General features: G+C 59.6%; 11 protein-coding genes. 7 read left to right on the forward strand and 4 right to left on the reverse strand.

The window, feature by feature from the left end; translation table 11 throughout:
• The first annotated feature begins 31 nt into the window (after nt 1–31).
• A complete protein-coding gene (locus tag JNK74_18055; GenBank protein MBL7648091.1) occupies nt 32–673 on the forward strand; it encodes a redoxin domain-containing protein in 642 nt (213 codons plus the stop codon).
• 239 nt (nt 674–912) lie between these two features.
• A complete protein-coding gene (groL, locus tag JNK74_18060) occupies nt 913–2,559 on the forward strand; it encodes a chaperonin GroEL (protein MBL7648092.1) in 1,647 nt (548 codons plus the stop codon).
• 203 nt (nt 2,560–2,762) lie between these two features.
• On the opposite strand, the gene JNK74_18065 is transcribed toward groL, so the two are convergent.
• Together JNK74_18065 and JNK74_18070 are read right to left on the reverse strand one after the other, a co-directional pair.
• Complete coding sequence (locus JNK74_18065; protein ID MBL7648093.1) at nt 2,763–3,521, reverse strand: hypothetical protein; 759 nt, start codon at nt 3,519–3,521, stop codon at nt 2,763–2,765.
• A 76-nt stretch (nt 3,522–3,597) separates the two neighbouring features.
• On the reverse strand, nt 3,598–3,744 hold the full coding sequence (locus JNK74_18070; GenBank protein MBL7648094.1) for a hypothetical protein: 147 nt from the start codon (nt 3,742–3,744) through the stop codon (nt 3,598–3,600).
• 245 nt (nt 3,745–3,989) lie between these two features.
• Here JNK74_18070 and JNK74_18075 point away from each other — a divergent pair, with 245 nt between their 5' ends.
• The 5 genes from JNK74_18075 (at nt 3,990) to JNK74_18095 (ending at nt 14,023) form a co-directional block, all read left to right on the forward strand.
• Complete coding sequence (locus JNK74_18075; protein ID MBL7648095.1) at nt 3,990–7,040, forward strand: type I restriction endonuclease subunit R; 3,051 nt, start codon at nt 3,990–3,992, stop codon at nt 7,038–7,040.
• Nucleotides 7,033–8,364: a restriction endonuclease subunit S gene (locus JNK74_18080; protein ID MBL7648096.1), complete on the forward strand. Its 1,332-nt coding sequence runs from the start codon at nt 7,033–7,035 to the stop codon at nt 8,362–8,364. The genes JNK74_18075 and JNK74_18080 overlap by 8 nt, the downstream gene beginning before the upstream one ends.
• On the forward strand, nt 8,361–9,476 hold the full coding sequence (locus JNK74_18085; protein ID MBL7648097.1) for an anticodon nuclease: 1,116 nt from the start codon (nt 8,361–8,363) through the stop codon (nt 9,474–9,476). Before JNK74_18080 ends, JNK74_18085 begins: the two co-directional genes overlap by 4 nt.
• Nucleotides 9,477–9,502: 26 nt before the next feature.
• Nucleotides 9,503–11,107, forward strand: coding sequence for a type I restriction-modification system subunit M (locus JNK74_18090; GenBank protein ID MBL7648098.1), 1,605 nt, complete (start codon nt 9,503–9,505; stop codon nt 11,105–11,107).
• A gap of 543 nt (nt 11,108–11,650) precedes the next feature.
• Nucleotides 11,651–14,023 (forward strand): hypothetical protein, encoded by a 2,373-nt coding sequence (locus JNK74_18095; protein MBL7648099.1) that lies wholly within the window; start codon nt 11,651–11,653, stop codon nt 14,021–14,023.
• A gap of 89 nt (nt 14,024–14,112) precedes the next feature.
• Here JNK74_18095 and JNK74_18100 read toward each other — a convergent pair whose 3' ends face one another.
• Both JNK74_18100 and JNK74_18105 read right to left on the reverse strand, forming a co-directional pair.
• On the reverse strand, nt 14,113–15,330 hold the full coding sequence (locus JNK74_18100; protein MBL7648100.1) for a hypothetical protein: 1,218 nt from the start codon (nt 15,328–15,330) through the stop codon (nt 14,113–14,115).
• On the reverse strand, nt 15,327–16,334 hold the full coding sequence (locus JNK74_18105) for a hypothetical protein (GenBank protein ID MBL7648101.1): 1,008 nt from the start codon (nt 16,332–16,334) through the stop codon (nt 15,327–15,329). Before JNK74_18105 ends, JNK74_18100 begins: the two co-directional genes overlap by 4 nt.
• Between the last annotated feature and the right edge of the window lie 180 nt (nt 16,335–16,514).

The following is a 16,514-nucleotide window of genomic DNA, read 5'->3' on the forward strand; positions in this document are numbered from 1 at the left end:
GTCCGCCCTTTAATTTGAATGGAGATTCCCCATGTACACGCTTCGCCTGTTCATACCCGCTCTCGTCGCCTGCGCCCTGCTGGTTGCGGGCTGCTCGCAACCCGACCCGGTGGCTACCGAACCGGCCCCTTTGGAGCCTCCGACCCCGGTGGCGGAGGAAAGTCCGGCGGCCTCCCCGGTCGTCTCACCCACGCCGGAACCGGCACCCGCCGTCGATAGCGCCTCGGAGGCGCCCCTTCCCGAGGTGCGCGCGGTGAACACTGCGGAGCTCGGTGAAGTTCTCGAAAAAACGCGGGGCAAGGTGACCGTGCTCAATTTCTGGGCCACGTGGTGCGTGCCCTGTGTGAAGGAGATGCCCGATTTCGTGACCCTGCACGACGAGTCCGATCCGGCGCAAGTCGCGCTGGTGAGTCTCTCCATTGACGACGCCGCCGAAATTGCGGGCGCCATTCCCGAGTTTCAGCGCGCCCACAAGGTGCCGTTTCCAATCTACGTGCTCAATGAGCGGGATGATGAGGCGCTGCTGAAGGCCCTGCGGGGGAAATTTTCCGGTATGATTCCCGCCACGTTCGTCTACGACAAGTCGGGGGCGCTGGTGAAGACCGTGGAGGGCCCCGTCACCCTGGCGGAGCTGCGCGAAATCCTGAAACCGCTGCTCGCTCCCACCTCCTAACCTCAATTTTTTCAATCATTTAGAAAACCAGAGGATCTCCACCGTGCCGGGGCTGTCGGGGCATGTTTCCGGGCATGGGAACTTGACACCCCGTGTTGGTTATGCTAGTATGCGCTCTTGTTAGCACTCCATTGAATGGAGTGCTAACAGGTTCCCGAGGCACGGGGGTTCAAGTTCCCCGGCTCTTACGGTAATTTTTTTGTGGCACCCCAGGTGCGCAACTTAAGGAGATAGACAACATGGCCAAGCAATTGCTTTTTGGTCAAGAAGCACGCATGACCCTCATCGAGGGCGTGGACAAGCTGGCGAACGCCGTCCGCGCGACGCTGGGACCCAAGGGTCGCAACGTCCTGATTGAAAAGTCCTTCGGCGCGCCCCACATCACCAAAGACGGCGTGACGGTTGCCAAGGAAATCGATCTGAAGGAACCCTTCCAGAACATGGGCGCGCGCATGGTTCGCGAGGCGGCCAGCCGCACGAATGACAACGCGGGCGACGGCACGACGACGGCGACGGTGTTGGCCCAGGCGATGGTGCACGAAGGCCTGCGCCAGGTGACGGCGGGTGCGAACCCCATGTACCTGAAGCGCGGCATGGACAAGGCCGTGGCGGCCGCGATTGAAGCGGTGCAGAAGGCCTCCAAGAAGGTTAAGAATCAGGAAGAGATCAAGCAGGTCGCCACGGTTTCGGCGAACGGCGACTCGACCATCGGCGACATCATCGCGCAGGCGATTGAAAAGGTCGGCGAAGACGGCGTCATCACCATCGAGCAGGGCAAGACCCTGGAGACGGAAGTGGACCTGGTCGACGGCATGCAGTTTGACCGCGGTTATCTTTCCGCCCACTTCGCGACGGACCACGAGACGATGCGCGCGGTACTGGAAGATGCGCTGATCCTGTGCCTGGAGAAGAAGATCACCAACATCGGCGAGCTTCTCCCCATCCTGCAGAAGATTGCCCAGTCCGGCAAGCCCCTGCTGATCATCGCGGAAGACGTGGAGGGCGAAGCCCTGGCCACGCTCGTGGTGAACAGCCTGCGCGGCATCCTGCGCTGCGTTGCGGTGAAGGCCCCGGCCTTCGGCGATCGCCGCAAGGAAATCCTGCGCGACATCGCCATCGTGACCGGCGGCGAATACATCAGCGAAGACCTGGGCACGAAGCTGGAGAGCGTTGAGCTGTCTCAGCTTGGTTCCGCGAAGCGCATCGAGATCGACAAGGACACGACGACGATCATCGAGGGCGGCGGCAAGAAGAAGGAAATCCAGGGCCGTTGCGATCAGATCCGTCGCGCGATCGAAGCCACCACTTCGGAATACGACAAGGAAAAGCTTCAGGAACGCCTGGCGAAGATCGCCGGCGGCGTGGCCATCATCCGCATCGGCGCGGCCACCGAGACCGAGCTGAAGGAAAAGAAGGATCGTGCGGACGACGCGCTGAATGCGACGCGCGCCGCGATTGAAGAGGGCATTGTGGCCGGTGGCGGCGTGACGCTGCTCCGCACCCGCAAGGCCATCGAAGCGCTGAAGCTTGAGGGCGACGAAGCCATCGGCCAGGCCATCGTGAGCAAGGCGGTCGGCGCGCCCCTCCAGCAGATCGCGAGCAACGCGGGCCATGAAGGCTCCGTGGTCGCGGAAGCGGTGCTGGACGGCAAGGGCAATTTCGGCCTGAACGCCGCGACGGGCAATTACGAAGACCTCGTGGCTTCCGGCATCATCGACCCGGCCAAGGTTATCCGTTGCGCCCTGCAGAACGCGGTGAGCGCCGCCACGATGATCATCACCACGGAATGCCTGGTGACGGACATCCCCGAGAAGAAGAAAGCCGGCGGCGGCCATGACGATCACCACCACGGCGGCGGCATGGGCGGCATGCCTGGAATGATGTAAGCCACTGGCTTACGCCCCCTGAATGAATCAAAGCCGGGTCTCCGATGGAGACCCGGCTTTTTTCTTTCGGGACCGTCCCGCGGTTCTTGAAAGCGCGGGACAGTCCTGTTCGGGAAAAATAAACCGCGGCTTGGGGCCACTACAAGACGCGCCATGACTATGGCGGATCCTGGACCACTCTTCTGGACCGTCCCGTTGGGGGCTCACCCCGCGTCGGGAAAGCTCACGATGATCATGCTTACCTTGGGATCCACCGACTGCATGGCCGGGAGATCGGAACTGAAGGTACTATCGCCGAGAACCGTCGAATCGTCGGCGCCGGCGTCGGGCTGAAAGGTCAAGAGCAGCGCGCCGCCCCGGAAGCCGCCCTCGGGATCTTCGTGGGGCAGGTCTTTCAAGGCGCCGCCATTGGAATCCACCAACTGCCCGCCGTAATCCCAGCCGAATCCATAGAGCAGGAAGGGCTTTCCGTTCAATTCTTCAACCCGCTTCAGGGAAGTTCCCACCGCAAGCCCTTCGGCGGTTTTCCACTGGGAACCCGCGCCGTCGATGCGCGCGGCCAGGGGAAGGGCCTTCTTGTCGAGGTCATTCCAGAGGATAAGGACGCGCCTGGTCGGGTCGCCGGGGAATATGGCCGTACCTGGCTCGGTCTCCCCCTCACCCAGCGGGTAAGGCTCGTCGCGAACATTTTCGGCGCCGTAGACGGCAATCAGGTCGGCGGCGCTGGAGGTTGGGGTGATGGGGCCCACGCGTTCGCCCGGCACGATGAGCCAATCGACGACCGCGGCGGGCGTCGGGGCTTCCGCGACCGGCGCGGCGGGAGCGGGATCCGGAGCAGGCGCCTGCGACACGGCGTCGGGCTCCTCCTGGGAATCCGGCTCGGGGGCGTTTCCGCCACAGCCGGCCAGCATCAGGGCCAGGGCCAGGCCAAAAGAAAGGGTAAATCGAATGGATACGGGCATAGATCGCTCCCCGGCGAGATGCGGGCTCAACAGTGTATACACGGGCCAAAGCCCCAGGTTCTTGCGCGGTGACAGTTTAGGGGGGAAAGCTCCCATAGTCAAGCCGCCACGGAAATCGCGCGCCCAGGGGTGCGTTGCCCCGAGAGGCTGGCGAGATGTCGATGAGCTCGCCGTCGCCGGGATCGAGCTGGCCGCTCATTTCGATGAGGTGGACGATGTTCACGATGAGTTCTTCACTCCCCTCGCCGCCGAGGTGGGGCGGGGCACCGGGGTCGAAGTGGGTGTTGGGCGTGCGGTCGGATTCGCGCAGGCCTTGACAGTTGAGGCGCTGACCGTGTTACGGTAGTGGCGCAACGTGCGCATCGGTGCGAGCGGCAACGGGAGAGGACGAGGCGACCTCGCGCGGCAAAATTGTAATCTGAGACGGTCTGGGTGGCATGGGCTCCCATCAACGTTAGAGCGAACAGGATGAGCCAAAAAGAGAGTGATATCGAGCGCAGTCTCATCGGAAAGCTCAAGGACTTAAAATACATCCACCGTCCCGAGATCCGGGACCGGGATGCGCTGGAGAAGAACTTCCGTCAAAAATTTGAGGCACTGAACCGCGTCCAACTGACCGATGCGGAATTTGCCCGCCTGCGCGATAGCATCGTCAGCGCCGACGTATTCCAGGCCGCGAAGACCCTGCGGGAATACGGCTATTTCGAGCGCGAAGACGGCACGCCCCTGCATTACACGCTGGTCAATATCAAAGACTGGTGCAAGAATGACTTTGAAGTCGTCAACCAGCTCCGGATCAATACCAGCAACAGCCACCAACGCTACGATGTCATCCTGCTGATCAACGGCATTCCCGTGGTGCAGATCGAGCTGAAAAGCCTCGACGTTACCCCGCGCCGCGCCATGGAGCAGATCGTCTCCTACAAGAACGAGCCCGGCAACGGCTACGCCAACACCCTCCTGTGTTTCATCCAAATCTTCGTCGTCAGCAACCGCGCCAACACGCGCTACTTCGCCAACAACCACGCCCAGCATTTCGCCTTCAATGCCGACGAGCGTTTTCTGCCTATTTACCAGTGGGCCGACGAGGACAACACCAAGGTCACCCACCTGGACGACTTCGCGGAGAAGTTCCTTCTCAAGTGCGCCCTCGGCCAGATGATCAGCCGTTACATGGTCCTCGTTGCGAGCGAGCAGAAGCTGATGATCATGCGGCCCTACCAGATCTATGCGGTCAAGGCCATCGTCGATTGCATCCATCAGGACCGGGGCAACGGCTACATCTGGCACACCACCGGCAGCGGCAAAACCCTCACGTCCTTCAAGACCTCCACGCTGCTGAAAGACAACCCCGATATCGACAAATGCCTCTTCGTCGTGGACCGCAAGGATCTCGACCGCCAGACCCGCGAGGAGTTCAACCGATTCCAGGAAGGCTGCGTCGAGGAGAACACCAACACCGAAACCCTCGTGCGACGCCTGCTCTCGGAGGACTACGCCGACAAGGTCATCGTCTGCACCATCCAGAAGCTCGGCCTGGCACTGGATGAGACCAGTAAGAAGGCACAGCAGCACCAGAAGAATGGAAAGGCCACCTACAAGGAGCGCCTGGCGCCCCTGCGCGACAAGCACATTGCCATCATCTTCGATGAGTGCCACCGCTCCCAGTTCGGCGACAACCACCAGGCCATTAAGGATTTCTTCCCAAGAGCCCAGCTCTTCGGCTTCACGGGTACGCCCATTTTCGACGCCAACGCCACCTACAAGCAGGTAGACGGCACCATCGGCTCGTACCGAACTACACGGGACATTTTCGAGAAGCAGCTACACGCCTACACCATCACCCACGCCATCGACGATCAGAACGTACTCCGCTTTCACGTCGACTATTTCAAGGCGGCGGAGAACGAGGACGAGGGTGAGAGCAAGAAAAAGACGAAGGGCAAGCCCGACGAGGCGGCCAAACGGCGTGCCGTGGTCGATTCCATCCTGGAAAAGCACGAATCCGCCACCAACCACCGCCGCTTCAACGCCCTCATGGCCACCAGCTCCATCAACGACGCCATCGCCTATTACAACCTGTTCAAGGAAGTACAGGCCCAGCGCCAGGTGGACGACCCAGAGTATGTGCCCCTCCACATCGCCGCCGTCTTCTCGCCGCCCGCCGAGGGTAACCCGGACGTCAAGCAGTTGCAGGAAGACCTGGCCCAGGAAAAGGCCGACAACCAGCAGGACCCGGAGGGCAAAAAGGCCGCCTTGGGGGTGATCATAAAGGACTACAACGCGCGGTACGGCACGAACCACGGCATCGGCGAATTCGACCTCTACTACCAGGACGTGCAGAAGCGCATCAAGGACCAGCAATACCCCAACAGCGACTACGCCCACAAGAACAAGATCGACATTGTCATCGTGGTGGACATGCTGCTCACGGGATTCGATTCGAAGTTTCTGAACACCCTCTATGTGGTTAAAAACCTCAAACACCACGGCCTGATCCAGGCCTTTTCCCGCACCAACCGCGTGCTCAACGACACCAAGCCCTACGGCAATATCCTCGACTTTCTCGGCCAGCGGAATGCCGTGGACGATGCCATCGCCCTCTTCTCCGGCGAGGACACGGGCCGCGCCAAGGAGATCTGGCTGGTGGACCCGGCCCCGCTGGTGATCGACAAGTACGAAGAGGCCGTCGCGGCCATGGCGCAGTTTCTCAATCGGAGCGGTGCGACGGACGAGGAGAAGAAACACCGGGTCTGTGAGCCGGAGGAGGTCTACAACCTCCAGGGCGACACCGCCCGCTTGGAGTTCGTCAAGCACTTCAAAGAGGTGCAGCGCTTCAAGACACAGCTCGACCAGTACACCGACCTGGACGAAACGCAAAAGGAGCGCATCGAAACGCTTTTGCCTGAAGAAAGGCTCCGCGAGCTACGTAGCTCCTACCTGGAAACCGCACAGCGCCTCAAGGCCCAGCAGGGCAAGGGCGGCGAGGACGCGGACAGCGCGGTGGACCAGCTCGATTTCGAATTCGTGCTCTTCTCCTCCGCCCTCATCGACTACGACTACATCATGGGCCTCATCGCCCGCTACACCCAGGAGAAGCCCGGCAAACAGTCCATGAACCGCGCCCAACTGGTGAGCCTCCTCTCCGCCCACAGCAACCTCATGGACGAGCGCGACGATATCGTAGCCTATATCAACACCCTGCAGGCGGGCCAGCCCCTGAGCGAGCAAGCCATCCGCGAGGGCTACCAAACCTTCAAAGCCGAAAAAGCGGACAGCGAACTCCACGCACTGGCCGCGCGACATGGCCTGGCAGACGAAACCCTGAAGATCTTCGTCGGGGCTGTACTTGACCGCCTCATCTTCGACGGCGAACAACTCGGCGACCTCTTCGAATCGCTGGATCTCGGCTGGAAGGCCCGAAGCAAGGCGGAGCTGGCCCTGATGGAGGAATTGGCACCGTTCCTGAAGAAACAGGCCCAGGGACGCGAGATTTCCGGGTTGGCGGCCTATGAGTAAGTCGAAGGGGAGCGGGAAGAAGGGATTGTTGCCCAAGCTGCGCTTTCCTGAGTTTCGGGACGCGGGCGACTGGGCGAGCAAGTGCATGGGAATCTTATACAGTTTTCAGCCGACAAACTCGTATTCAAGGGAAAAACTAAACTACATCGAAGGCGAAGTAAAGAACATTCACTACGGTGATATTCATACAAAGTTCGCTACATTATTCGATGTGACGCGAGAAAAAGTTCCGTTCATCAACTTAAGCGAATCACTCGAAAAAGTGAACCCTGAGAGCTATTGCCTAAAAGGTGACATGGTCTTCGCGGACGCTTCCGAGGATTTGGATGACATTGGGAAAAGCATCGAAATCGTCAACACAAACAATGAGAAGATTTTGTCTGGCCTGCATACACTGATGGCTCGTCAACGGGATTCCGAGCTTGTCATCGGCTTTGGAGGTCATCTGTTCAAGTCTAGTTCGATCCGCAAACAAATCAAGAAAGAGTCACAAGGCACCAAGGTGCTGGGAATTTCCTCCGGCAGACTATCTAAAATCAAAGTTTGCCTTCCACTGAACAAAGACGAACAGCAAAAGATCACCGATTGTCTCTCGTCCCTCGACGCGCTGATCGCCGCGCAGGCGGACAAGCTCGACGCCCTCAAGGTCCATAAAAAAGGGCTGATGCAGCGCCTCTTCCCCCGCGAGGGCGAAACCGTCCCCGAACTGCGCTTTCCCGAGTTTCGGGATGGGGGGGAGTGGGAGGAGAAGACACTCGGATCTATTGCAGAGTTCCTCAAAGGCAAGGGTATCTCAAAGGCCGATATCCATTCAGACGGCAATCAGCCATGTATACGCTATGGGGAACTGTACACCCTCTATAGAGAGCGGATTGATACGGTGGTCTCCAATACTAACTTGTCGCCAGATGAGCTGTTCTTGAGTCATGCTGGCGATGTGATCATACCTGCTTCCGGCGAGACCAAGATTGATATTGCGACGGCAGCTTGCGTGATACATCGTAATGTCGCACTGGGCAGCGATCTAAACATAATTCGCTCCAAACAGGATGGTGTCTTTCTGAGCTACTACTTGAACGGAACGCTTAGATTGGAAATTGCAAAAGTCGCTCAGGGTGACACAGTGGTTCATCTGTACAAGAGCAATTTAGAGAAACTGAAAGTGGCAATCCCGTTACCGGAGGAGCAGCGAAGAGTCGCCGATTGCCTTTCCTCCCTCGACGCGCTGATCGACGCGCAGGCGGAGAAACTCGACGCCCTCAAGATCCACAAGCGCGGCCTGATGCAGCAGATCTTCCCCAGCCCGGAGGTGACGGACGCATGAGCGGCACGCCAACCGTCTACAACTACCCCAATCTCCGCAGAGTCGTCGAACGGTTGAGGGATGACTTTTCCAGTGGCAATTGCGACTTCGTATTGCTCTACGCCTATAATCGCACAGGAAAGACTCGACTTTCCATGGAATTCAAGGAGTATAGAAAGCGCAAACGGGAAAATGGTCGAGACACACTTTATTTCAACGCCTTCACCGAGGACCTATTCTCGTGGGACAATGATTTGGAGAACGACGCCAGACGAGCACTCCAGATCAATTCAAACTCAAAGTTCTTTGCCGGATTTAAGGATCTCGCGCTGGAAGAGCGAATTTTTGCCTACCTGAGTCGATATGCCACCTTCAACTTCAAAATCGACTATGAAAACTGGAATGTCGTCTTTAGCCAGGAAATAGCAAATCCGAAATTCAAGCCGGGGTCAAAAGAGCCCGAAACGATCACAGAAAGTAACATAAAAATTTCGAGAGGGGAAGAGAATCTATTTATTTGGTGTGTTTATCTGGCCATATCTGAACTCGCAATCGATGAGGCGAGCGCATACGACTGGGTAAAATACTTCTATATAGACGACCCCATCACATCCCTGGACGACAATAATGCTATCGCCGTTGCGACAGATCTAGCGAATTTACTAAGACGAGCCAAGGGTAAAATCAAGACTGTAATATCCTCCCACCATGGCCTGTTTTTCAATGTGATGTTCAATGAACTGAAGAAGTCTTCACACAGATCTTATTTTATTCACCGGAAGCCCACGGAGAATACTTATACCCTGAGGGCTACCGATGAGACTCCGTTTTTTCATCATGTGGCCACTTTAAGCGAGTTGAAAAAAGCGTCGGAAAGCGGGGAACTTTACACGTATCACTTTAACGCGCTTCGCAGCATTTTGGAGAAGACCGCCGCGTTCCATGGCCAAGACGACTTCTCTTTCTGTTTGGATAGTACAGACGAAGCGCTGTATTCCCGCGCCTTGAATCTTCTCAGCCATGGTAAAGCCTACCCCCTCTATCAACCTGTCCAGATGCTCGAAGACAACAAGAAACTTTTCAACGACATCTTACAGGCATTCCTGAATCGCTTTGAATTCGGCATGCTGTGAACTGCCTCAGAAGGGTGTGATTGACGATGACCAAAGAACAACGCAACCAACTGGGCAAGACCCTGTGGGCGATTGCGGATCAGCTTCGCGGCGCGATGAACGCGGACGACTTCCGCGACTATATGCTGTCCTTTCTATTCCTGCGCTACCTCTCCGATAACTACGAGGCGGCCGCCCAGAAAGAACTGAAGGGAGAGTATCCGAAGCTGCCCGAGGGTGACCGGCGCGCGCCGCTGACCGTGTGGTATGAAAACAATGCCGCCGACGCAGCCGATTTTGAGACACAGATCCGCCGCAAAACGCACTACGTCATCCAGCCGGACTACCTCTGGAGCAGCATCGCGGAGCGGGCCCGAACGCAGGACGCCGAACTACTGCAAACGCTGGAGCGGGGCTTCAAGTACATCGAAAATGAGTCCTTTGCCAGCACCTTTCAGGGCCTCTTCTCGGAGATCAATCTGAATTCTGAAAAGCTGGGCAAGACACCGGCCGACCGTAACAAGAAGCTTTGCACCATTGTCACGACCATCGCCGAGAAGATCGCGGAGTTCTCCACCGACAGCGATATCCTGGGCGACGCCTATGAGTACCTCATCGGCCAGTTCGCCGCCGGATCCGGCAAAAAGGCGGGCGAGTTCTACACGCCGCAGTCGGTTTCCACCATCCTGTCGCGCATTGTAACCCTGGACGGCCAGGACCCGCGCTCCGGCAAAAAGAAGAAGCTCAACCGCGTGCTCGACTTTGCGTGCGGCTCCGGCTCCCTGCTGTTGAACGTGCGCAATCAGATGGGCAAGGACGGCATCGGCAAGATCTACGGCCAGGAGAAGAACATCACGACCTACAACCTGGCGCGGATGAACCTGCTGCTGCACGGCGTGAAGGATACCGAGTTTCACATCCACCACGGCGACACGCTTTTCAACGACTGGCCACTGCTCAACGAGATGAACCCAGCCAAAAAGCTGCAATGCGATGCGGTAGTGGCCAATCCGCCCTTCAGCTACCGCTGGGAACCCACCGATGCGCTGGGCGATGATTTCCGTTTCAAGAGCTATGGCCTGGCCCCGAAATCGGCGGCGGACTTCGCTTTCCTGCTCCACGGCTTTCACTTCCTGAGCGACGAAGGCACCATGGCGATCATCCTGCCCCACGGCGTCCTCTTCCGGGGTGGTGTGGAGAGCCGCATCCGCACCAAGCTGCTCAAAGACGGGCACATCGACACGGTAATCGGCCTGCCCGCCAACCTCTTCTTTTCCACCGGTATCCCGGTGTGCATTCTTGTGCTGAAAAAGTGCAAGAAACCCGACGACGTGCTCTTCATCAACGCCAGCGAGCATTTCGAAAAAGGCAAGCGCCAGAATGTCCTGTTGCCCAAGCACATCGACAAGATCGTCGACTTCTACCAGCACCGGAAAGAGGAGGACCGCTTCGCGCGCCGGGTCGGTATGGAGGAGATTGAGAAGAACGACTACAACCTCAATATCTCCCGCTATGTCAGCACCGCCGAAGCCGAGCCGGAGATCGATCTGGCGGAAGTTCACAAGAACTTGTGCGATATTGAAAAGCGCATCGCCGAGGCGAGGGCTACGCACAACAATTTCATGAAGGAACTGGGATTGCCACCGATTTGATGACGTGCTTTGACGAAGTCGCTACGGGGGGTATCGGCCATGAGCAGGCGAGAGGAATAAACGGACCAAAACCACGGACAGCCACCATTATTCTCACTCTTCCCCCAGGTGTTGGTCGGGAGCACCTGGAGGCATGCTCAGGCTTCTGGAATTGCCTCTCTTGTGGGGCCGGTGGGGCTAATGGCTCGGGTTGAAGAAGACCGTGTCGCATAGTGATGCCGCCGCGTGAGTATTTTCGAAGCGACCGCCGGGCCGCTCGCTCAGGGTATCAGGGCGCGGTCGCTGCGTCAATCCAGCGCTCCCAATCGGCATAGCCCGCTGGCACGCGTCCGGGGGGGCTCGGGCGCGGGTCCGTCCCCCCCACGGCCGCCTCCATGGGGCGATTTCGGGTAGGGCCTGGGGAGCTGGTTTCGGGGCTGGATTGAATTTCGAGATATATTGGAGTTTCTGGTAATTTGACGAATTGGCCGGTGCGGTGCCAAACTGTTCTTTTACCGCAGGCCGTGTTTATTGAAATCATTCACGAAGTGAGAGGATCCTGTTATGCGCTCCCCCATGCCGGCCGCCTTCGCGGCCGTACTGGCCTTTGCCGCGTTCTTCGCCGCGCGGACCGTGGCCGACCCCATCGATCTTTCGCGCGCGGTGATCGTGCTCGACAAGGACTCGTCGGTTCCTTTTAAGACCGCCGAAATGCTCCATGACGAGATTCAGCGACGCAGTGGCCAGGACCTTGCGATTGTGGGCGTAGCGCCGGCGGGCGCGGCCCGGATTGTGCTCGGGCTGGCGGACGAATTGAGTGCGCCGACGGATGCGCCCGTGCCGGTGAAGGCGGAGGGCTTCAGCATCTGGACGGCGGGTTCGGATGTGTATCTCGCGGGGCGGGACAAGCGCGGGGCGCTCTTTGCCGCGGGCCGACTGATCCGGCTGCTTTACTGCACGCCGGGGGTGGTGCGACTGGCGTCGGACACGCGGGTGTCGACCGCGCCGAAATATGAGTATCGCGTTCACCAGGCGGGCTACCGGAACACGGCGAACAGCTATGACCTCTGGACGGTGGAGCAGTATGAGCAGTATGCCCGCGACCTGGCCATCTTCGGCACAAACGGCCTGGAGCTGATCCAGGAAAACGGCCGCGACAACCGGGACTCACCCCTGATGGTCCGGACGATGTGGGACATGAACATCCTGCTGTCGCAGATGCTGGATCGCTACGACTTCAACGTCTTCGTGTGGTTTCCCCTGCTGGAGGATATCAGCGACCGGAAGGTGTATGACGAGCAGTTGAATATGTTCGGCGAATTCTTCCAGGAGATGCCGCGCATCGACCAGATCTTCGTGCCGGGCGGCGATCCCGGCAACAACCCGCCGCGCCTGCTGATGCCGTGGAGCGGGGACATGGCGAAGCGGCTGCACAAGCGCTTTCCGAAGGCGGAACTGATCATTTCCGATCAGAAGTTTGTGGAGCAGGATCTGGCGGATTTTTATGACTATATCAACGACGACAAGCCGAAGTGGCTGGCGGGCATCGCCTATGGCCCCGGCACGCACCACGATTTGGACTGGAGCCTGGAGCACCTGCCGAAGGGCTACAAGGTGCGCCACTATCCGGATATTACGCACAACAACCGCTGCCAGTTTGGGGTTCCCAACTGGGACACGCGCCATGGCCAGACCCTGGACCGGGAAGGCATCAACCCCCGCCCGACGCAGATGAAGGCGGCCCACAATCATTATGCGGCGATGACGAATGGTTTTGGTTCGTACTCCGACGGTGTCCACGACGATCTGAACAAGGTGGTGTGGAGCGCGCTGGCCTGGGATCCCAATGCGGATCTGGACACGATATTGCTGGACTATGGCCGGGTGTTCTTCGGTGAGGCGGTGGGCGCGGATGTGGCCGAGGGCCTGCGCATGCTGGAGCGCAACATGGAGGGCATGCTGATCAGCAATGAGAACGTGCCCAAAGCGCTGGCCCAGTGGGAAATGATCGGTGTGAAGGGGGGCGAAGCGGTGCGGAGCAACTGGCGCTATCAACTCTATTATTTCCGGGCCATGTTTGACGTCTATATTCAGTCGCGCCTGCAGTATGAAACGGAACTCGAGACGCGCGCGACGGCGGCCCTGACCAAAGCCCCCACGGTCGGCAGCGAAGCAGCCATGACGGAGGCCTCCACGATCCTCAACGAATATGTGATGAATCGGGTGCGCCCCGATCTTCGCGTCAAGCTGGAAGAGGTGGGCCTTCAGGCGCTCCACAGCATCGGCTTCCAGTTCAGCTTCCTGGAACCCTACCGCGCGCGCAATCCCGAACGGGGCGCGCTGCTGGATAAGGTGGACGTGCCGATGAACAACCGGCCGTGGCTGGAGAATGAGTTTGAGAAGGTGCGCAAGCTGGCCTCCGAGCCGGAGAAAGTGGCCCGGATCGATCGCCTGGTGAACTGGGAGAACGCGGGCCCCGGCGGTTTCTATGACGACTTGGGCAATCCCTCGAAGCAGCCCCACCTCGTCTATCAGACCACCTTTGCGACGGACCCCGGATTTGTCCACGGACCGCAGAACGCCCACTACCGCACGCTGGACAACAGCACGCTGAAGGTGGACCCGACGCTGCGCTACAGCATGCTGGATCAGGCGGAGACGCTCTATGGCACGCCGCTGCTGGTGCGCTATGATCAGCTCGATCCAAACGCGGCGTATAAGGTGCGTGTCACCTATTTCGGTCGCTACAATGCGACCATGTCGCTCAAGGCGGACGATCTGGAGGTGCACGGCGCGCAGGCTTCCACCCAACCCGCGGAGCCGCTGGAGTTCGACGTGCCGAAGGCCGCCACACAGGATGGCCAGGTGACGCTCCAGTGGGATCTGGTCGAAGGGCGCGGTTGCCAGGTGGCGGAGGTGTGGCTGATTAGGAAGTAGGGAATTGGGGAGCATCGGACGGATCGGACTGATCAGATCGGTCCGATCCGTCCGATTTATACAAACCGGAAGCGCGGGACGGTGCCGATTCACTTTCCCAGGGCGTGTTTGATCAGAATATCCGCGGCCCGCTCCGTGGCGCCGCCGCGCAGGACGTCGGCCCGCAGGGCCTCGGCGCTCTCCCGGTAGCAGGGATCGTTGACGAGGGCGTCGATGGCGCGGAGCATGGCGTCGCCGTTCAGCCTGCGTGGGGAGGCCTTCACGCCGAAGCCGTGGTCGAGGATGTACTCGGTGCAGAGTTCCTGCTCCAGGTGCCCCGGCAGGGCGAGGAGGGGTTTGCCCGCGGCGAGGGCCTGGTACATGGTGCCATTGCCGCCGTGAAACACGACGGCCGCGCAATGCTCCATGATGGCGAGGCCGGGGGCGTATTTTGCAAAGCGGAAATTGGGCGGCGCGGCGGCCATGCCTTCTTCCGAGACCTGCCCCGCGGTGGTCACCACAAAGCGGTATTTCGACTGGCCCAGGGCCTTATAGCAACGGCGGAGCAGCGGCTCCAGCAGACCGGTGGATCCCATGGTAATGTAAATGTTCGTTGTGCCGTCCGAAAGCTCTTCGAACCATTCCGGCAATTCACAGGGGGGCTCGTACAGGATGGGACCGATGGACTGCCACAGGGGAAATCCGGGATGGGACTTGTGAAAGTGATCCAGATCGGGCGAGATGAGCGGGATTCGCCGGAGCAGGGTGATGCCGTTGACGGGCTCCACGCCGTGGCGGCGGTAGACCGGCTTGCGCATGCGGCCGAAGTGGAGCAGCTCCATGGCGTGGACCAGTACATTGAAGAAGGTCCACGGTTTGACGAAGTGGGTGTTGTAGGCGTTGAGCACGCCAGCCGCCGGGATGCCCAGAATGTGCCCCGCCGTGCTCGTGCCCACGCTGGCGTCGCCGAGAATCAGATCGGGCCGTTCCTCGCGGCAGACGCGGATCATGTCTTCGATGATCTCGTCGAGCGGCGCCCACTTGCGGCTATTGAGCATGTCCCAGACGCTGACGAGAAAGCCGTGATCGTGGAAGCGGTCCCACGCATAAGGCTGGGCCGGTTCCTTGACGCGGACCACGCGGAAGCCGGCGGCCTGGGCCTGATCGAGCTTGGAGCGGGGGTGTTTCGGGTCTTCGCCGGCGAATACAACCTCATGGCCCCGGGCCCGGAGCACCTTGGCAATCTCGACGCAACGGCCCACATGGGCCAGGCCGAAACCGAGGGGAAACATGAGAATTTTGAGCGGAGGCGCGGCGGATTCGGTCATTTGGATGGCTCCGCCATTTCCTGGTTCGCGGACTGCAACGCGGCCTTGCGCGCGGCGAGCCCGGCGTCGATCTCGGCGAGAATGGTCTTGCCGAGGAGGCCGCGCTTTTTCAGAAAAGCCGCGCAATTGTGGCGGCCGGTGTCGAGAGGCTTCACGGTGATGTTGCCCACGCCGATGTGACGGCGGGCCTGATCGGCATCGGGCACGCTGCGCTCGCCATAGAAAATCGTGGCGCGTGGGGGCGCCGGCTGGGTATCCAGGTAGAGCCGGGTCACGTCGGGGAGAGTCTTTCCCGCGAGGTAACCGCGCATCTTGCGCCATACCAGTTGGGCGGCGACGGTGACCAGGAAGACCTCCGCGAAGTCCGCCGGGCTGCGCAGCAACTGAGGGAGGTTGAAATAGACCTTCAGTTGGTTTTTCAGGCCGAGATAGACCTCGGGGGGGAAGCAGGGGGAAAAGGCGACGATCTGATCGATTTTGGCCCGCGAACTCACATAAAAGGCCACGTAGCCGCCGGCGGAGGCCCCGATGGCGACGTTGTAGGTGGAGCCGAGGCGCGCCAGGGTCTGGTTGACCAGCTCGGGATAAAAATCCGCACCGTCTCCGCCGCCATCGGGCTGCCGGAAATATCCGGTGCGATAGGGATCGCGGAGGAAGACCAGGTTGTAGTTGTTCCGGTCTTCCTTGAGCATGTTGCGAAACTCGAACTGGGGCATGCCGGCAAAGAGCACGGCCATGCCCGCGAAGGAAACGATGGTGACGTCCGAGCCGTTGTCCTCCACCTGAATATAGCGGGACAGATCGACATCCCCCTGTGCGCTCTGGGGATCGTTGAAGTTAAAGGTTCCCTCGGACTCCATGTTCCGGGAAAGTTCGGGCATGAAGGTACGGGTAACGAGTTTTACGAGGTAATTGAGAATGGCCATGAAGTCCCGTTTGGGGAAAAGCACCGAATTGACGAACACACGCTGCCCCACATCGGGTACACGGGCAGTGAGACGCACTCCCCCATTATACCGACATTGCGCGGGACTGTTCCATGGGCGCTTGACGCCCGTCCGGTGATGGGGTATCGTGGTTCACGTGCGTTGCCGACCGCCTGCGAAGTGGATGGCGGGCGACGGCGTCACCCAGGGCCTTTTCGGCCTGAGGATCCAGAGTCGCGCCTTGACCGTGTGGCGCGC

Source organism: Candidatus Hydrogenedentota bacterium, assembly GCA_016791475.1.
Classification (GTDB): domain Bacteria; phylum Hydrogenedentota; class Hydrogenedentia; order Hydrogenedentales; family JAEUWI01; genus JAEUWI01.